Source organism: Hyphomicrobiaceae bacterium, assembly GCA_041397645.1.
Lineage (GTDB): Bacteria > Pseudomonadota > Alphaproteobacteria > Rhizobiales > Hyphomicrobiaceae > Hyphomicrobium_B.
This window is the reverse complement of the sequence record JAWKWE010000004.1, coordinates 1,928,365-1,945,398: the sequence shown is the minus strand read 5'-3', so window position 1 is coordinate 1,945,398 and position 17,034 is coordinate 1,928,365. Positions and strand designations below refer to the sequence as shown.

The following is a 17,034-nucleotide window of genomic DNA, read 5'->3' as shown; positions in this document are numbered from 1 at the left end:
GCTACGCGCGTGCTCAGCCAAAATCGGTCGAGATATCGCGCGACTTCAGGACTGAAAGCTTGGGCTTGATTTGGTTCCACAGCTTGCGCGCTGCTTCGATCTTTTCGGCGGACGACGAAAGACGCCGCTGGAACCAGCCATAACGCTGGCGCACGGCATAAAAGCGGATGTCGCTGGTATGTTTAGGATCGAGGAACTTGCCGGCGTGGCGCGTTGCGACAGCATTGCGCGGGAAGAAGTAGATTTCCGTATATCCGCGCATATCGGGCTTGAACAGGGAAGCGCCCTGTTCGTACCAGTACTGCAAAGTATGCTCATGATAGAGCGACTGGACGGAATGAAAGGCTTGGGCGTGTTCGCTGTCGGGCGTCCAGTCGTCTCCATGGACATAGAGCTGTCCGTTCTTGAACGTGATGGTCAGGAAGCCGAGGTAGAGCAGCGCCCGGCGTTCCATATCGACGACGACGAGAGGCCAGTCGCCTTCGATGTGGTCGCCGCCACAGAGCGTTCGCCGCAGCGCCGGTGATAGCAGCGGTATCTTTTCGACAAAGGCATTCGCGAGCCTGTCGCTGATCCGAAACAACAGAGCCAGCCCAAACAGCAAGGCAGGCACCGTGAAGGCTCTGTAGTTCATCATGAACGGTTTGTAGTTGGTGATGAAGGCTTCCAGCTCGTTGAGATGCTTCAGAACGAGCCAGCACAACCCGGCCACCGCGGCGTGTATGGCCGAGTGACGATGCGGTATTGCGTTATGCCGTCGTGTCCGTCCCCGTGTTTCCCGAGTCGTTATCGAGAGCATGGCACCAGAAAATGTGCCTAGGCAACTCCGCGCCGATACGCATAGGCGGCTGCCGCCCGAAGCGAATCTACAGCATGAGCCGTGTCTGAAAGCGGGCCGATGCTACCCAACGTCAGCAACAGACAACAAGAACGTCCGCAATCAAAACGAGAACAAATAGAGCTTGCGCTGCGAGAACAAATAAGGTACATGAAAGGTAAATTGCTGAAACGAGGCGCTTGGCCTAGGGATTGGGTGAGAACCATGGACCGGAACGATCTGGTAGTGTTTGAAGGGGGCAAGATGGATAAGAAGCAGGCGCTGGAGCAGGCTCTCGCGCAGATCGACAAAGCCTTCGGTAAGGGGTCGATCATGCGGCTCGGTGCCAACGACAAGGTTGACATCGAAGCGATCGCGACGGGCTCGCTCGGGCTCGATATCGCGCTGGGCATCGGTGGTTTGCCCAAGGGCCGGATCATTGAAATCTATGGGCCGGAGTCTTCCGGCAAAACGACGCTGGCGCTGCAGGTTGTGGCCGAAGCTCAAAAGAAGGGCGGTACTTGCGCCTTCGTCGATGCCGAGCACGCGCTCGATCCCGGCTATGCCAAGAAGCTTGGCGTAAAGGTCGAGGAGCTTTTGATTTCGCAGCCGGACACTGGAGAGCAGGCGCTTGAGATCGCGGATACGCTTGTGCGTTCAGGCGCGATCGACGTGTTGGTCGTGGACAGTGTCGCCGCGCTGACACCGAAGGCTGAACTTGAAGGCGAGATGGGCGACAGCTTGCCGGGTATGCAGGCACGTTTGATGAGTCAGGCGCTGCGGAAGCTGACCGGTTCGATTTCGAAATCGAAGTGCATGGTGGTTTTCATCAACCAGATCCGCATGAAGATCGGCATCATGTTTGGAAACCCAGAGACGACAACGGGTGGTAACGCGCTGAAGTTCTATTCCTCGGTCCGTCTCGACATCCGCCGGATCGGACAGATCAAGGACCGTGACGAGGTTGTGGGCAGTCAGACCCGCGTGAAGGTCGTCAAGAACAAGGTCGCGCCGCCCTTTAAGCAGGTTGAGTTCGATATCATGTATGGCGAGGGCATCTCCAAGGTTGGCGAACTCGTCGACCTGGGTGTTAAGGCTGGTATCGTGGAGAAGTCGGGGGCTTGGTTCTCCTATAACGGCGAGCGCATCGGTCAGGGCCGGGAGAACACCAAGGCGTTTCTCAAGGCCAATCCCCAGGTCGCCGATACTTTGGAGCGTGCGATCCGAGAGAATGCCGGATTAATCGTCGACAAGATGCTGGTTCAGCCTGAAGAGGGCGAGAATGACGGCGAGGAGCCGGATGCGGACGGCGTTTTGCCCGATGACGAGGATACGCCGAAGCGGAAGGCGAAGCGCTGAAGTGGGTGCCCCGGCTGCGGCGGGTGGTGCAATGGTCAATCAATGCAAGGGGCGGCTCCAGGGCCGCCCTTCGTGCTTTTTTGGGCTTTTGTCCCTTTGGAGGCGCCATGAGGGTGGGGCTTAGCGTGCGTTGTGAGGCTAGGCTCGCCATGCGGCATGAGCCTTTCTAGACAGGCAAAACGGGCGCCGCTACAACGGCGCACCAAAGATTCCCTACTCAATCGGTTAAGAGCGAAAGCAGCTACAAATGGCGAGCGTCAGCGAAATAAGGTCGTCCTTCCTCGACTATTTCAAGATTAACGATCACGAGGTTGTCGCGTCCTCGCCGCTCGTTCCGCGCAACGATCCGACGCTGATGTTCACCAACGCCGGTATGGTGCAGTTCAAGAACGTCTTTACCGGCCAGGAGACGCGCGCCATTCCACGCGCAACCACCTCGCAAAAGTGCGTGCGAGCAGGCGGTAAGCACAACGATCTTGATAACGTCGGATATACCGCACGCCACCACACGTTCTTTGAGATGCTCGGCAACTTCTCGTTTGGCGACTACTTCAAGGAGCGCGCGATCGAGCTGGCATGGAACCTCGTGACCAAGGAGTTCGGGCTCGACAAGACGCGTCTTCTCGTAACCGTCTACCACGACGACGATGAGGCTTTCGGCTTCTGGAAGAAGATCGCTGGACTGCCTGACAGCAAGATTATTCGCATTGCGACGTCCGACAATTTCTGGGCCATGGGCGACACTGGCCCGTGCGGGCCGTGCTCGGAAATATTCTTCGATCATGGCGACAAGATTCCGGGCGGACCTCCTGGTTCTGAGGATGCGGACGGTGATCGCTTCATTGAGATCTGGAACCTGGTCTTCATGCAGTACGAACAGCGCGCGCCAGGCGACCGTATGGCGCTGCCCAGGCCTTCCATTGACACGGGGATGGGGCTGGAGCGTATCGCGGCGGTGCTTCAAGGCAAGCACAACAACTACGAAATCGATCTGTTTGAAAATCTCATTGCCGCCATCCGCGAGGAAGCCAAGAAAGTTGGCGCCACGGAAGCGAGCAAGAATGTCGACGTGACGGCTGCCCGTCGCGTCATCGCGGATCATTTGCGCGCAACGAGTTTTCTCATCGCCGATGGCGTGCTGCCCTCCAACGAAGGGCGAGGTTATGTGCTTCGCCGCATCATGCGTCGCGCGATGCGCTATGCCCATCAGCTTGGCTGCAAGGAGCCGTTGATGTATCGCCTCGTGCCCGCGCTCGTGCGCGAGATGGGCGATGCTTTCCCGGAGTTGTCGCGCGGACAGGCATTGATTGGCGAGACGTTGAAATCCGAGGAGACGCGCTTCAAGAAGACACTGGAGAACGGACTAAAGCTACTGGGTGATGAGTCCTCTAGCCTCAAGAAGGGCTCGGTCTTTCCCGGAGACGTCGCCTTCAAGCTCTACGATACCTATGGCTTCCCGCTCGACCTGACCGAGGACGCACTAAAGCCGCGTGGCATCAGTGTCGATACCAAGGGTTTCGACGCGGCTATGAAAAAGCAGAAGGATGCTGCCAAGGCCGCTTGGAAGGGCTCGGGCGAAGCCGCAACCGAGTCTGTGTGGTTCGAGCTTAAGGAGCGCACGGGCGCTTCGGAATTTCTCGGCTACGAGACGACGGCTGCCGAAGGTCAGATCCTCGCCATCGTCAAGGACGGCAAGGAAGTCACGAGCGCCAACGCGGGCGAGGCCTGCGCGATTATCTTGAACCAGACGCCGTTCTACGGGGAATCGGGCGGTCAGGTCGGAGACACCGGCCGCATCACGGTCGAAGGCAAGAAGGGCGCACAAGGCGCGGCCTTTGCCGTCGAGGATACGCAGAAGAAGCTTGGAGATCTCTTCGTTCACTTTGGCAACGTCGAGAGCGGAACGGTGCGTGTTGGCGAGCACGTGCACCTTTCGGTTGATGCTACGCGACGCGATCGCGTGCGGGCCAATCACTCCGCCACGCATCTTCTGCACGAAGCACTGCGCCAGGTTCTTGGTACGCACGTCGCTCAGAAGGGCTCGCTCGTTACACCCGACCGGCTGCGTTTTGACTTCTCCCATACCAAGCCGATGAGCGCGGAGGAGGTGAAGCAGGTCGAGGACATGGCCAACACGGTGCTTCTGGAGAACGCACCGGTGGAAACCCGGCTGATGGCGCTCGATGACGCACGCGCGTCCGGCGCCATGGCTCTGTTCGGCGAGAAGTACGGAGACGAGGTTCGCGTCGTTTCCATGGGCCCCGTTCGGCCCGGCGCCAACAAGGCATGGTCGGTCGAGTTGTGCGGCGGTACGCACGTTAAGCGTACCGGCGACATCGGTGTCATCAAGGTCGTTGGAGAAGGTGCATCAGCAGCCGGCGTTCGCCGTATTGAAGCGCTGACGGCCGAAGGCGCGCGCAGCTATCTTGCCGAGCAGGATGCGCGTGTGCGCGAGGCAGCCGGTGTATTGCGCACCCGGCCAGAGGACCTTGTCGAACGCGTGCGCGCTTTGATGGAAGAAAAGAAGGTGCTGGAGCGCCAGCTAGCCGACGCCAAACGTCAGATCGCATTGGGCGGAGCTGCAGCGGGCGCTGCAAATGGCTCGGCTGCTGGCGACGCCATCAAGACGATCGGCGCGGTGAAATTTCTCGCCCGCTCCGTGCAAGGTCTCAATCCGAAAGACCTTCGCAGCCTCATCGACGAGGGCAAGAAGCAGATCGGTTCAGGTATTGTCGCAGTCGTCGGCGTAACCGAGGACGGCAAGGCAGGGCTTGCTGTGGGTGTCACCGAAGATCTGACCAGGTCTTGGAGCGCCGTCGATCTCGTCAAGGTCGGCTCGGAAGCGCTTGGTGGCAAGGGTGGCGGCGGCCGCCCCGATATGGCGCAGGCTGGCGGTCCAGACGGCGCCAAGGCCGGCGATGCACTGAAGGCTATTGAAGCCCGCCTGTCAGGCTGAAGGCAAACTGGCTTTCGCGCTCGTTGCGGTGCGAGAGCTAAACCTTTCCAATATTTCAGACTTCCTTCCTGACGGAAGCGGCTATAGAAGCCCGTATGAGCCATTCGTCGTAGAGGGTTTCTGAGATCATGACGTCCGTTCGCTTGTGCCTTTCTGCCATGCTCTTCGCGCTCGGCGCGATGACGTCCGCAATTGCGGAAGAAAACATTGTTACTCCGGCGCCGACACCGCAGCCGGCTGCTGGCCCAACTGTATCAGCCGCTCAAGGATTCTGCGGTGATCCCACGGCCACGGCGAAGGATCTGATCGCCCGCTACTCGAGCGCGTCCAATCTCAAGGAAGTCTACAAGAGCAAGCAGTACGTCGCATACAGCGACAACGAAAAAGACCCGACCCTGATGTACACCTTTACAGTCGAAGGCCAGCCTGCCCACCCGGCGGCGGTATGCCGTCGCATTGTGAAGGAAGGCCAACAGGTCATCATCAAGATGGATGTGGTATGCGATGGAGAAGCCGAGAGCTGCTCCAAGCTGAAGAATGACTTCAACGTCATGACCGCCCGGATGCAGGCCGACGTCGACGCCAAGATCAAATCCGGCGGCCAATAACTTCAACCCGTCTACGTGGTTTTGAAACGCTCAGAGGGTCCGGAATGCCGGACCCTCTGTTTTTTTGTTTGTTCCTTGCGGCACAGGTTCAGCTCGCAAGAGCACCGAACTTGCCCTCTCGGAACAGTGCGATTGACTGCTCGATTTCAGCCTTGGTGTTCATCACGAACGGACCATAGGCGGCGATCGGTTCGTCGATGGGTTCGCCGGTCAACAACAATAGCTTTGCAGCGTTGTTGGCCTCTAGGCGAACGCCACCGCCCTCGCGCGCCAACGCTACGATCTGGCCTTCTCGTGCGATCGCCTCGTCGTTGACCATCACCGTGCCGCTCAGTACGGCCAGCAGAGCGGTGTGTCCCTCCGCCGGCATGAAGTCGGCGCTCTTTCCTGCATTGAGGCGGATATCGAGAATGCTTATCGGCGTGAACGTGCGAGCCGGTCCCTTGTTGCCGGAATAGTCTCCCGCAATGACACGCACGCTGCCTGCCGCATCAGGCAAGGCAATCGTCGGTATTTGTGCGCTGCTCAAGGACTGATAGCCCGGTGAAACGGACTTGTCCTTTGCAGGCAGGTTGACCCACAATTGCACCACCTCGAACCTTCCACCCTTTGCAGTGAAGCTGTCGGAATGAAACTCCTCGTGCACCAGGCCAGAGGAAGCCGTCATCCACTGCACATCGCCAGGACCGATAACGCCGCCTCCACCGGAGGAATCGCGGTGCTCCACTTCGCCCGAATAGACGATGGTGACCGTCTCGAAGCCTCTGTGGGGATGCTCGCCGACGCCGCGACGGTGCTTAGCCGGTTCAAATTGATGTGGTCCGGCATGGTCGAGAAGCAGGAAGGGGCTGATGGCGCCGCCGTGCGTGTGAAGAGACAACAGCGAGCGCACGGGAAACCCATCGCCGACCCAGTGTCGCTCCGGGGCATCGAAAACTGCTGCGATCTTTCGCATTATGCACCTCCTTTCTGGTGGCCTTCGTAGTTGGCCTAAGTGAGCGTAAATGTCGTCTGCTGTTGTCCCGATTCAATGGGGCCGCGACAAAGCTCATAGGCACACGGAGGTAACTGTCAGGCGGTGGCGTCAGGGCACAAATTGCTGCTATCGTGTCCCAATTCGGTAGTATTGCGTGGAGGTTCCGATTGCGATCGTCGTGGTCCATATTCATTTTTGCAGCCACGCTGACAATCTCGTTTTCGGGTGTGGCACGGGCTACAAGCGAGGGCACTTGCTTTGACGTGGTCAACGTGCCGCCAGGAGACGTCTTGAACCTTCGCGCCGACCCGAACGGGCGCGCACGTATCGTGATGAGCACGACGGCGCAAGATGGTCCTATCATCGCTCTTGACGGCAAGTGCCGAGGAAGCTGGTGCCGCGTGTCCGTCAGCACAGGAGATGGAACCCTGCGCGGTTGGATGCATACGCGCTACCTGCGCGCCAAAGAATGTCCGTGACGTGTTCGCGCGGTCTGGATTCCATTCGGCGCGAATTTCCCCGGTGCTTCAAAAAGAAGCTTCAAAAAGAAAAAAGGGCGGCTCAAACGAGCCGCCCTTATGTATGCGTATCTTGCGAACTTGAATTAGGCAGACATCGCCTTTTTCAGGTTCTCATCAACCTTGTCGAGGAAGCCCCCGGTGGAGAGCCACTTTTGCTCGGGCCCGACGAGGAGCGCGAGGTCCTTGGTCATGGCGCCGGCCTCGACGGTATCGACGCACACTTTCTCCAGCGTGTTGGCGAACTTGGCGAGCGCTTCGTTGTTGTCGAGCTTGGCGCGATGTGCAAGGCCGCGCGTCCAGGCGAAGATCGAGGCAATGGAGTTCGTAGACGTCTCCTTGCCTTTTTGATGTTCGCGATAGTGGCGCGTAACCGTGCCGTGCGCAGCTTCCGCTTCGACAGTCTTGCCGTCGGGCGTCATCAGAACGCTGGTCATCAGGCCGAGTGAGCCAAAGCCCTGCGCGACGGTATCGGACTGAACGTCGCCGTCGTAGTTCTTGCACGCCCAGACGTAGCCGCCCGACCACTTGAGCGCCGAAGCCACCATGTCATCGATGAGGCGGTGTTCGTAGACGAGCTTGCGCTTTTCGAACTCGGTCTTGAATTCCGCGTCGTAGACCTCCTGGAAGATATCCTTGAAGCGGCCATCGTAGGCTTTGAGGATCGTGTTCTTGGTGGACAAATAGACGGGATAGTTGCGGTTCAAGCCGTAGTTGAGAGACGCGCGTGCAAATTCGCGGATCGACTCGTCGAGATTGTACATCGCCATCGCTATGCCGGAACTCGGCGCGTTGAAGACTTCCTTCTCGATTGTCTGGCCGTCTTCGCCAACGAACTTGATCGTGAGCTTGCCCTTGCCGGGAAACTTGAAGTCGGTCGCGCGGTATTGGTCGCCGTAGGCATGACGGCCGACGATGATGGGCTGCGTCCACCCCGGCACGAGCCGCGGCACATTCTTGGCAATGATCGGCTCGCGGAAGATGACGCCGCCGAGGATGTTGCGGATGGTGCCGTTGGGGCTCTTCCACATTTCCTTGAGGCTAAACTCTTTCACGCGCGCTTCATCCGGCGTGATGGTTGCGCACTTCACGCCGACGCCATGCTTTTTGATGGCGTGAGCTGCGTCGATGGTGATCTGATCGTTGGTCTTGTCGCGCGTCTCGATGCCGAGATCGTAGTATTCCAAGTTGACGTCGAGGTAGGGGTGGATCAGCTTGTCTTTGATGAGTTGCCAGATGATGCGCGTCATCTCATCGCCATCGAGTTCGACGACGGTTCCCGTCACCTTGATTTTGTCCATGCGTGGCAGGCCTTTATTTTAGGGCTTTGATGTTTTTGCGTGATTGATGCGCTGCACCATAAAGGTCGTATGGCGCGCCGCCAAGTCCCGACCATTGTCGAAATGGCCCCACCAAGCCCTTACGCGCCCCGGTTGGCGTTTGGCGGCGCAATTGGCTATAGCCCAAGCCAGCGCGCGGCGCGGTCTACCCAATAGTGAAGAATTCGGATGCAGATATCGTTTGAAGAGCACGAACCCCGCGTGGCGGGCAGGTCCGTTGGCGCCATTATCCATGTCTGCCATGTGTCGACCATCGATCAGGGATTGAAGGAACTGGCCATCCCTGGCTTGACGCGCGAGACGTTGGAGCCGGTGCTTCAGTACTGCGCGGAGGTGCGCTGTGCGTCTGATAACGTGTCGTGTCCGGGCTGCAAACGACGTACCGAGATGCTGGGTCTTGAAACCCTGGACCAATACATTCTTTCCAAAAAGGAAGTGATCGTCGGGGACGGCCGTGTGCGGCTTAAGGGCGAGGGTGTTGAAACAGTTAGCACTCCCTGCCTTGAAAGCCTTACCCGGCAATGGTCGGGCGAAAACTACTGGTTTTGGGCCCGTCGCGTCATCCGCAAGCTGCGTCACGGGCTGCGCCGTATGCACATCCAGGGCGAGCCGGTCGCAGATGAGGGCGAGACGCCCTCCATCATCCTCATGGAGCCCCAGTTGGCCGACAACATCGGTATGGTGGCGAGGGCGTGCGCCAATTTCGGGCTGGATGATTTACGTCTCGTGAACCCGCGCGACGGCTGGCCCAATGAGAAGGCGCGCATCGCCGCGTCGGGCGCCAATTACATCATTGATGACGCTAAGGCTTATGAAACGCTCGAAGATGGCATTGCCGATCTCAATTGGGTCGCCGCTACTACCGCCCGCCAGCGCGACCTTAGGAAGCCCGTCCTTACTCCCGAGCAGGCCCTCGCTGAAATACGCACGCATATCAGCCGTGGAGAACGCTGCGGCATACTGTTCGGCCGAGAGCGTAATGGGCTCGAAACGGGCGAGGTCGCGAACGCCGACGCCCTAATTATGATTCCGGTTAATTCCCGCTTCGCCTCGCTCAATCTGGCACAGGCTGTGTTACTAACGGGCTACGAATGGATGCGTGGGTCGCCACAGGCGAGCCTGGGGCGGGTTACTACTTATGAAAAGCCGCTGACCGAGGGCCTGTACATGGGGGACGACCGGCCTGCCACGAAGGCTGAATTGACAGGACTTTTCCAGCACTTGGAGGAGGAACTGGAACGCTTGGGGTTCTTCAATCCTCAACATAAGAGGCCCACGGTTGTGAATAACCTGCGCACGTTCTTTTTGCGCGCCAATGCCACCGATCAGGAGGTCAGAACCCTTCGTGGTATTGTTGCCACTCTCGCACAGGGCAAAGGACGCGCCCGAAAACCGCCTGGAGAGACGCCTTGATCTCGACAAGTTTTGGGCTGAGCGATGCCAATCGAAGATGCCAATTGAAACGGCAACACTGAGCCTGATCGGCGGGCAAAAATGCTCGCCGGGGCCAATTTCGCCTTTTTGGGGCGCATAACAAGAGTTACGTGGCACTTTTGGAGATAGTGATGAAAACGAGGGCGGGGAAAGTTTTGGCGGGAGCGTTTGCGCTCTCTTTTCTGGTGCCGGTGGCCGCTGCCTCGGCGCAGGAATTGAGTGAAATGGCCGTCAAATCGTTCATGGATTTCGCTTGGTCGCTGACGCCTCAGCAGTTTTCCAGGCCAGATGGCACCGTTATTCAGATCGACAAGAAAAAGCGCGAACAGGTCATGATTCCTATCGACGTCGCTCGCGACGTCATCAAGGTGGGCCGTTTGTCGGCGCACGCTCAGATCTGTGACCTTGCCGACGAGCAAATCGCCAATCACCGTTCGATGATGCGGCGTGAAGAAGTCAAGGGCAAATGGACGCCTCAGCAGCTGGTGTACATCAGCCAGCTTCACCTCACGACCGTCATGCTGCTGACCGGCAAGATCAAGTTGGTAGAGAAGCAGGGCGACAAGGAAGTCGTCGTTGAAGAGGAAAAGAAGGGCCCGGTTCAGACCTGCACTGACGAGCAGCGCAAGAAGGTCAAGGAGTTGATTGTGGCTTACGTCCAATCCGGCCCGCAGCCAGCTCAGAAGGCCGCAGGAGCCGATCCGGCTACCACCACGGGTTCGACGGCGAAGGCTGCCGCCCCGGCAAAGAAATAAACCGGGCGGGTCCGCCTCAGAAGCTTGACGCAGGACCCAGACCCCGGTATCAGACCTGAGCTTCGCGGGCCGTTTTGGCCCGCGTTGCTTTTGCGCACCCGTGGCGAGGAAGTCAGGCACGCCGTTCTCTGGCGTGACCCAAGGTCCTAGGCCTGTCGGTCTGGCAGCCGATTTTTCGGTTTTGCCAGGACAGAGGAGGGGGCGCTCCAAAACTTTCGTTCCCAGATCCAATCCGGGGCGATGCAACTCAAATGGAGTGCTAGACCATGACCAAGCGCGTCCGCGCCAAACATAAGATCGACCGCCGCCTGGGCGAGAACATCTGGGGCCGCCCGAAGAGCCCGCTCAATCGCCGCGAGAGCCGTCCCGGCCAGCATGGCGAACGCCGCGCAGGCAAGCTGTCGGACTTCGGCCAGCAGCTCAAAGCCAAGCAAAAGCTGAAAGGCTACTACGCCTCGATCTCCGAGCGTCAGTTCCGCAAAATCTACGACGAAGCATCGCGCGCCAAGGGCTCGACTTCGGAGCACATCATCGGTCTTCTGGAGCGCCGTCTCGACGCGCTCGTCTACCGCTCCAAGTTCGTGCCGACCGTGTTCGCCGCGCGCCAGTTCGTCAGCCACGGCCACGTATCGGTTAACGGCCAGCGCGTAACCGTTCCCTCCTACCGTCTGCGCATCGGCGACGTTGTCGAGGTTCGCGAAAAGGCTCGCCAGATGGCGCTCGTTCTTGAAGCCATCAAGAGCACCGAGCGCGACGTGCCGGACTACGTCGATGCCGACCACAACAAGATGACGGCAAAGCTCGTGCGCGTCCCTGCGCTCTCCGACGTGCCCTATCCGGTCACGATGGAACCCAATCTGGTGGTCGAGTTCTACTCGCGCTAATTGGGCCAATCGCGCCGTTTCAAAATTCGATTTGGAAAAGGCCGTCTCATCAGGCGGCCTTTTTCTATTCTGGGTCGACTGGCTCTAAGGGCCGTGCTTCCTAAGGCTGCTTGTCTAGGGTCTTTGCGTAGCGCACGGCAAGCACTATGGCCGCATTGACGGCGAACGTGCCGACAAGAGCGGGCAGGACGAGTTTTCCTGCGGCGTCTGCTCCGGTGAACACGTAGGTCCAGGCAATCTTAGCGACCATGATGGCTGTTACGACCACAAGGCCAAGCTTCCAGGAGCGCATCCAGAATGCAACGCACATCGTAATCAGCGATGCAGCGCCTGCGAACGTGATGAGGAATTTCCACCACGGCCAGGGACCCAGCAGATAGGCCTTTTCGGCGGCCAACAGAGCCTCCACTCGCGGATCGGGGGACTGCGGAGCGGGAAACCACGCCATGCTGGACAACAACGCCAGAAACGAAACGACGATGCCGGTGAGGCTGCGTTTCCAGGCGAAATATCCCATCGGAATGAGAAGCAGCGGCCGAACGTACCAGCTCAAAATGTTATGGTGGCGAGCCCACGCCCACTGCACAAGTTCCGTCGCGCTGTCGAGCAGGCCGTCCATTACTTCGGACCGACTGCAACCCGCCGTCCGCGCGAGGTTGCAAGAGAAACCGAAGGCGCAATTACCTTCGATTTCGTCCTGGTGCGAACGGACGACGCCTTTGGCGTTGCGTTGGCCCAGCCGTAGGCCAGCATCGTCATCAAGGCGCTCGCCGCGAAGAAGTAGACGCCGGGCAGAACGCGCGCCTCCGTGTAGCCCGACGAGTTCACGTAGAAGATCATGAGCGCCAGTACCATAACGTCGGTCATCGAGTAGCGCCCGAGCCATTCCATCGTGGCGATCGACTTTCTGCGAAACTCAGGCTCGATGTCGTGCGAGGTAAGCAGCGTGAGCAGATAGAACAGCTTCATGAACGGAAAGAAGATCGACACAGCGAACAGTACCGCGCACAGAAAATACTCCTGTGTTTCGAACAGCGCGTACATGATGGTGAGGATCGAGTGTTCGTTGGTCCATACGTAGATCGTTGTGAAGCGAATGGTCGGCATGATGATGCCGAGGGCGAAAAACACGGTCGCCAGAATGATCAGAAAGCTCAGCGTGAAGTTGCGCCAACTGGAGGTCGGTTTAGCGGCGACATCGGGCTGAGGTTCTGGTGGCGGCACACCTTCGGCAGTGGCACGGTCCAGACCGTCGGTGCGGATCCAGGCATACGCCAGGATCATCAAGACGACAGCCGCGGTAAAGAAATAGACGCCGTTGAGACTGGTGGCGTCGTAAACGCCCTGGCTCTTGATGAAGAAGATGGTGAGCGCCAGCACCAGAACGTCGTGCATCGACCACTTGCCGAGCCATTCGAGCGCGCGCAGCCTTCGATTCTGGCGGGCTATCTCGGCGGGCGGAAGCGTTGAGACCAGCAGCAGGTAGAGCAGCTTGGTCACAGGCAGAACAATTGAAAAAATCAGAACGACGATACCGAGGAATTTCTGTCCTTCGTTGATTAGGACGTTCACCGTCGAAAGCAACGAATGTTGCGTCGTCCAGAGCCCGAACTTCGTCAGCTTGATAATGGGCAGGGTGATGCCCAGAGCAAGGCATACACTCGCGGTGAGGATCGTGAGGCTGAGAAGAAAACGCCGCCCGCTCTGAAGCATGAAGGTGAGATCCCGCGAAAGCGCTTTAGGCCAAGCTTGAGACTGACACGCCCCCAATTGCTCAAACAAGGCTGCGGAGGCGAAATCAGGGCGGGAGGCAATAAAAAATGCGGACGCTTACGCATCCGCACTCGATGATTTTGGTCGCCGTTGCGACGCGAAAAGCCGCCGTCGGCAGGTCCTATCCGGCTCAGCCGTGATGATGCTGATGAGGGATGCCCTTCTGGCAGATCAGGTCGTGTAGTTCGCCAGCCTGGTACATCTCGCGCATGATATCGCATCCGCCGATGAACTCGCCCTTGACGTAGAGCTGAGGGATGGTCGGCCAGTTGGAATAGGTCTTGATGCCCTCGCGCACGGTCTGGTCTTCCAACACGTTTACGTCCTTGTACGGGACGCCGAGGAGTTCAAGGATCTTAGCGGCCGTCGCGGAAAAACCGCACTGAGGAAACTGCTTGGTACCCTTCATGAAAAGCACCACGTCGTTATCGGCGATGGTCTTTGAGATCGAAGTCGTCACGTCTTGCGGCATTGGTGGGCTCCTTGAATCGATTTCGGCAGGGCGGCTTTGCAGCGCATTTCGCATTGCCCCAGCATTTGGGACATTGCACGACAATGTCAATCGGTTCGCGCCGCGGTTGTGAGTTGCAGGGCGTGCAGAACGTCGCCCATACGCCCGCCGAGCGCTTGGTAGACCATCTGGTGCTGCTGCACCCGGCTCTTTCCCTTAAATGACGAGGAGACGACGTGGGCGGCGTAGTGATCACCATCTCCTGCCAGGTCCGTGATTTCCACCGTCGCATCCGGCAGGACGGCTTTGATCATGCGTTCGATTTCTGACGCTGGCATGGGCATGGAATTCGATCTCCTGAGGCTTGAAGCCAAACAAGGATTTTGGATTACGCTGCTGGCGACCTTACAGGTGTCATCGGCAAAGCGATATAGCCACGCGGCGCGACAGAGCGCCATCGGCATCACCGGGAATCAGAATAAGGCCAATTTATGAAAGCATCACATGAATGCGATTTGTGGTTATCGCCGATAATGATTATTCTTTTTGACAGGCGCAAGGACGGGTGTCCTTTTCGTATGAATGGAGGAAATGACTATGAAGACCTGGATGAAGCCCACCGTTCGCGAGCAGGAAGTTGGCCTTGAGGTCACGTCCTATCTCCCGGCTGAGATCGACGTCATCTAACGACGTTTAAAGCCTGAACGGCACGGCAGAATGTGGCTTGATCCGCGTTCTGCCGTTAGCGTCTGTAAAATCCGGAGAAGCCCCCGGAAATGATCCGAGCCCGCCTTTGCCTGGCGGGCTTTTTTGCCTTTATCCCCACATTGCTGACGTCGCGCGGTCGCCATGCTTGCCAGCATTTTGCGGCGCAGTTAGTTTTAGGCCGTTGATTTTTGGGGTGTTTTCGAGCGGATTGGCGGGGGATGCTACTACGCGCGGGATTGATTTACTTTTTGGCGGTCGCGAGCTTGCTGTTGGGCACGCTCGCGGTCTGGCAAGGCATGCAGTTGTCGGCGCTAAAATCCGACCTGACAACACTCGCCGAGCACTCCCAAAGCACCCATCAAAGATTGGAAGAGACGCGGCTCAAGGCTGAGGCCGCCGAGCGCCGGGCACTTGTGGCCGAAGACAAGCTCACGCGATCAGGTGGTCGCGATACAGGCTCTAATAGCAGCGCAGGCGAAGCGGCGTCATCCGATGAGACCGTTGCAAAGTTAAAGCGCGAGCTTGCAGATGCTGAACGTGAGCGCGACGCTGCAAGGGTCGAGTCGCATCAGCTTGCTGGCGAATTGGAAGCTGCTCATAAGGCAGCTGCCCCTTCAAAGCCTGGCGGCGCTGCGGATGCCGCACAAGAGCAGGATGAGGCGAAGGCCCAAATCAAGAAGCTTTCAGACCAGCTCGAAGAGGCCCGCCGGTCCCTTATCGAAGCCAAGTCCACCGCGGGCGATCGCGAAACCGCGCATCAGGACGTGGTCAGGCTGACAAGTGAGCTCGAAGCGGCCCGCGCTGGGCTCGCTCAAGCCCGGGCAGACGCCCAAGAACGCGATGCGGCTCGCGAACAAGTGAGCAAGCTTTCAGCTGATCTCGAAACTGCTCGTAAGGCTATCGAGGAAAGCAAGAATGCAGCCCAGGAGCGTGATACGGCGCGCGCGGGCTTGGAAAAAATGTCCGGCGAATTGGCCGCCGCGCGCAAATCGCTGTCCGAAGCCGAGCACGCCGTAGCCGAGCGCGACGCAGCGCGCGCCGAAGTGCAAAGGCTTTCCGGTGAGTTGGCTGCCGCCAACAAGACGCTGGAGCAAGCCCATCAAGCGGCGCGCAATTTGAAGGATGCTTTAGCGGGCGTTGCCATTCCCTCGACAGAAGCCAAGCGGTCTCTCGCCGTTACGGCAGCGCCAGTTGTGCCAAAGAAGGCCGCCGCCCCAGCAGCTGCATCACCAAAGACTGCCGCTCCGGCTGCATCGCCAAAGCCAGCCGCGCAAGCCGTGAGCCTCGATCAAGAGGCATCGGAACAGGCAGGCTCTGAACAGCCGGGCAAGGCTCCGGTCGCAGCTCCCCCGCGGGCCGAAGCCAAGCCAAAGGAATACAAGCCAAAACACCCGGAGACCAAAGGACGACAGCTGGACTCGTCCATTTTCCTGCCCTTCTGACCTCACGGAGAACACGCGAGCCGACCCTCGTTCAGGGCCGGCTCGCAAGCTGGTTCGCATCGCTTAATTGACGTGAGCAATCAAAGATCCTTGCAGTCGAAGCGGATCTTGACCCACGGTAGGTCGAGTTTGCACTTGCCGTCTGCACGCGAGATGACCTTGTCGAGCTTGAGTCCGCCAAGGTTGAGATTGGACAGATCCGATCCTCCTACGTCAGATCCGCCATCGGCCACATCCTCTTCAGTACTTTGATCGTCGGCCGCAGAGTTGGCGGCAGGGGCATCCTGTTCGTCAGCGGCACTATCGATATCCGAGGAGTTCTCTACCGCTGCCGTCTTCTTGGGCGGAGCAGCACTTGGCGCAGGTGCCGAGGCGGTGGCGTCTTCTGACTTGTCCGAGACTTTGGACGGGGCAGTATTGGCCGTCTGCTTTTTAGCTTGTGCGGTCTCGGACTTGGCGGAGGCTGCGAGTTTTTGAGGCGCTGCCTTGGCCTTCACCTCGACAGGTGCCGGCGTCGTTGTCTTTGCCTCCTGTGTGCTGCCGCACCGGACAAGGTCATCAGCCGCGCGCGTCCAGTACATGGTTTGCGAAAATAGGCGGATGCCGGCAAAGCCCGTAACGCGGAGCTTACCCCCACTGGAAGGTGCAAATTCTACGTCGAATCGTTTGCCCTTCTCGGGTGAATAGATCCAGCCCTGGTACTTGCCGCGTCCAATGGGCCGCGCCGCACCAATAATCTGGCGACCGCAGCCGCTTTGATCCTTGGCGCTGCGAACCCATACGACATGTCCACATAGCGAATTACCGCCACACGGTTTGATCTCGACGGCGCCACGCCCCGTGTTGTCAACCCAAACACCAAGCGGAGAGGCATCCGCGGCGCGCGCTGACGTCGTTGGGATGGCAAGGAGAGCTGTGGCGGCAGCAAGCACGCCCAGCCCGGCGGCGCGCCGGGCGACGGTACGAATAAGGGCCATCTGAAGTCCTTTCATAGGTTGTAATCCGATCCGGCC

17 protein-coding genes are annotated in these 17,034 nt (G+C 58.8%); 9 read left to right on the top strand and 8 right to left on the bottom strand.

What is annotated here, in order from left to right; genetic code table 11:
• Positions 1-13: 13 nt before the first annotated feature.
• Positions 14-703, bottom strand: a complete 690-nt coding sequence (locus R3D51_09020) for a hypothetical protein (protein ID MEZ5899620.1) — start codon at positions 701-703, stop codon at positions 14-16.
• 339 nt (positions 704-1,042) lie between these two features.
• Here R3D51_09020 and recA point away from each other — a divergent pair, with 339 nt between their 5' ends.
• The 3 genes from recA (at position 1,043) to R3D51_09005 (ending at position 5,740) form a co-directional block, all read left to right on the top strand.
• Positions 1,043-2,176 (top strand): recombinase RecA, encoded by a 1,134-nt coding sequence (recA, locus tag R3D51_09015; protein MEZ5899619.1) that lies wholly within the window; start codon positions 1,043-1,045, stop codon positions 2,174-2,176.
• 247 nt (positions 2,177-2,423) lie between these two features.
• Entirely contained in the window at positions 2,424-5,132 is a 2,709-nt protein-coding gene (alaS, locus tag R3D51_09010; GenBank protein ID MEZ5899618.1) for an alanine--tRNA ligase, read from the top strand.
• Positions 5,133-5,260: 128 nt separating this feature from the next.
• Positions 5,261-5,740 carry a hypothetical protein gene (locus R3D51_09005; GenBank protein ID MEZ5899617.1) on the top strand — a complete coding sequence of 160 codons (480 nt, stop codon included), beginning with the start codon at positions 5,261-5,263 and terminating at the stop codon, positions 5,738-5,740.
• Between the two features lie 88 nt (positions 5,741-5,828).
• Here R3D51_09005 and R3D51_09000 read toward each other — a convergent pair whose 3' ends face one another.
• Positions 5,829-6,695 carry a pirin family protein gene (locus R3D51_09000; GenBank protein MEZ5899616.1) on the bottom strand — a complete coding sequence of 289 codons (867 nt, stop codon included), beginning with the start codon at positions 6,693-6,695 and terminating at the stop codon, positions 5,829-5,831.
• Between the two features lie 188 nt (positions 6,696-6,883).
• On the opposite strand from R3D51_09000, the gene R3D51_08995 reads away from it, so the two are divergent.
• Positions 6,884-7,195, top strand: coding sequence for an SH3 domain-containing protein (locus tag R3D51_08995; protein ID MEZ5899615.1), 312 nt, complete (start codon positions 6,884-6,886; stop codon positions 7,193-7,195).
• A gap of 125 nt (positions 7,196-7,320) precedes the next feature.
• On the opposite strand, the gene R3D51_08990 is transcribed toward R3D51_08995, so the two are convergent.
• On the bottom strand, positions 7,321-8,535 hold the full coding sequence (locus R3D51_08990) for an NADP-dependent isocitrate dehydrogenase (GenBank protein ID MEZ5899614.1): 1,215 nt from the start codon (positions 8,533-8,535) through the stop codon (positions 7,321-7,323).
• A gap of 207 nt (positions 8,536-8,742) precedes the next feature.
• Between R3D51_08990 and R3D51_08985 the strand changes: the two genes are divergently transcribed.
• The 3 genes from R3D51_08985 (at position 8,743) to rpsD (ending at position 11,647) form a co-directional block, all read left to right on the top strand.
• A complete protein-coding gene (locus tag R3D51_08985; protein ID MEZ5899613.1) occupies positions 8,743-9,987 on the top strand; it encodes an RNA methyltransferase in 1,245 nt (414 codons plus the stop codon).
• A gap of 152 nt (positions 9,988-10,139) precedes the next feature.
• Positions 10,140-10,763: a hypothetical protein gene (locus tag R3D51_08980; GenBank protein ID MEZ5899612.1), complete on the top strand. Its 624-nt coding sequence runs from the start codon at positions 10,140-10,142 to the stop codon at positions 10,761-10,763.
• A gap of 266 nt (positions 10,764-11,029) precedes the next feature.
• Complete coding sequence (gene rpsD / locus R3D51_08975; GenBank protein MEZ5899611.1) at positions 11,030-11,647, top strand: 30S ribosomal protein S4; 618 nt, start codon at positions 11,030-11,032, stop codon at positions 11,645-11,647.
• A 100-nt stretch (positions 11,648-11,747) separates the two neighbouring features.
• Here the strand turns inward: rpsD and R3D51_08970 are convergent, their stop codons facing one another.
• The 4 genes from R3D51_08970 to R3D51_08955 form a co-directional block, all read right to left on the bottom strand.
• A complete protein-coding gene (locus R3D51_08970; protein MEZ5899610.1) occupies positions 11,748-12,266 on the bottom strand; it encodes a hypothetical protein in 519 nt (172 codons plus the stop codon).
• Positions 12,266-13,360, bottom strand: coding sequence for a paraquat-inducible protein A (locus R3D51_08965; GenBank protein ID MEZ5899609.1), 1,095 nt, complete (start codon positions 13,358-13,360; stop codon positions 12,266-12,268). Before R3D51_08965 ends, R3D51_08970 begins: the two co-directional genes overlap by 1 nt.
• Positions 13,361-13,550: 190 nt before the next feature.
• Entirely contained in the window at positions 13,551-13,892 is a 342-nt protein-coding gene (gene grxD / locus R3D51_08960; GenBank protein MEZ5899608.1) for a Grx4 family monothiol glutaredoxin, read from the bottom strand.
• Between the two features lie 86 nt (positions 13,893-13,978).
• Positions 13,979-14,215: a BolA family transcriptional regulator gene (locus tag R3D51_08955; protein MEZ5899607.1), complete on the bottom strand. Its 237-nt coding sequence runs from the start codon at positions 14,213-14,215 to the stop codon at positions 13,979-13,981.
• Between the two features lie 253 nt (positions 14,216-14,468).
• Here R3D51_08955 and pqqA point away from each other — a divergent pair, with 253 nt between their 5' ends.
• Positions 14,469-14,558, top strand: coding sequence for a pyrroloquinoline quinone precursor peptide PqqA (gene pqqA, locus R3D51_08950; protein MEZ5899606.1), 90 nt, complete (start codon positions 14,469-14,471; stop codon positions 14,556-14,558).
• A 239-nt stretch (positions 14,559-14,797) separates the two neighbouring features.
• Positions 14,798-16,021, top strand: coding sequence for a hypothetical protein (locus R3D51_08945; GenBank protein ID MEZ5899605.1), 1,224 nt, complete (start codon positions 14,798-14,800; stop codon positions 16,019-16,021).
• 80 nt (positions 16,022-16,101) lie between these two features.
• Here R3D51_08945 and R3D51_08940 read toward each other — a convergent pair whose 3' ends face one another.
• Entirely contained in the window at positions 16,102-17,013 is a 912-nt protein-coding gene (locus R3D51_08940) for a DUF2147 domain-containing protein (GenBank protein MEZ5899604.1), read from the bottom strand.
• Positions 17,014-17,034: the final 21 nt, after the last annotated feature.

Coding starts and splice junctions, on each gene's coding strand:
- R3D51_08945 (MEZ5899605.1), top strand. CDS start 14,798: ATGCTACTACGCGCGGGATTGATTTACTTTTTGGCGGTCGCGAGCTTG.
- rpsD (MEZ5899611.1), top strand. CDS start 11,030: ATGACCAAGCGCGTCCGCGCCAAACATAAGATCGACCGCCGCCTGGGC.
- R3D51_08970 (MEZ5899610.1), bottom strand. CDS start 12,266: ATGGACGGCCTGCTCGACAGCGCGACGGAACTTGTGCAGTGGGCGTGG.
- alaS (MEZ5899618.1), top strand. CDS start 2,424: ATGGCGAGCGTCAGCGAAATAAGGTCGTCCTTCCTCGACTATTTCAAG.
- R3D51_09000 (MEZ5899616.1), bottom strand. CDS start 6,695: ATGCGAAAGATCGCAGCAGTTTTCGATGCCCCGGAGCGACACTGGGTC.
- R3D51_08990 (MEZ5899614.1), bottom strand. CDS start 8,535: ATGGACAAAATCAAGGTGACGGGAACCGTCGTCGAACTCGATGGCGAT.
- R3D51_08955 (MEZ5899607.1), bottom strand. CDS start 14,215: ATGCCCATGCCAGCGTCAGAAATCGAACGCATGATCAAAGCCGTCCTG.
- R3D51_08940 (MEZ5899604.1), bottom strand. CDS start 17,013: ATGAAAGGACTTCAGATGGCCCTTATTCGTACCGTCGCCCGGCGCGCC.
- pqqA (MEZ5899606.1), top strand. CDS start 14,469: ATGAAGACCTGGATGAAGCCCACCGTTCGCGAGCAGGAAGTTGGCCTT.
- R3D51_08965 (MEZ5899609.1), bottom strand. CDS start 13,360: ATGCTTCAGAGCGGGCGGCGTTTTCTTCTCAGCCTCACGATCCTCACC.
- R3D51_08985 (MEZ5899613.1), top strand. CDS start 8,743: ATGCAGATATCGTTTGAAGAGCACGAACCCCGCGTGGCGGGCAGGTCC.
- recA (MEZ5899619.1), top strand. CDS start 1,043: ATGGACCGGAACGATCTGGTAGTGTTTGAAGGGGGCAAGATGGATAAG.
- grxD (MEZ5899608.1), bottom strand. CDS start 13,892: ATGCCGCAAGACGTGACGACTTCGATCTCAAAGACCATCGCCGATAAC.
- R3D51_08980 (MEZ5899612.1), top strand. CDS start 10,140: ATGAAAACGAGGGCGGGGAAAGTTTTGGCGGGAGCGTTTGCGCTCTCT.
- R3D51_09005 (MEZ5899617.1), top strand. CDS start 5,261: ATGACGTCCGTTCGCTTGTGCCTTTCTGCCATGCTCTTCGCGCTCGGC.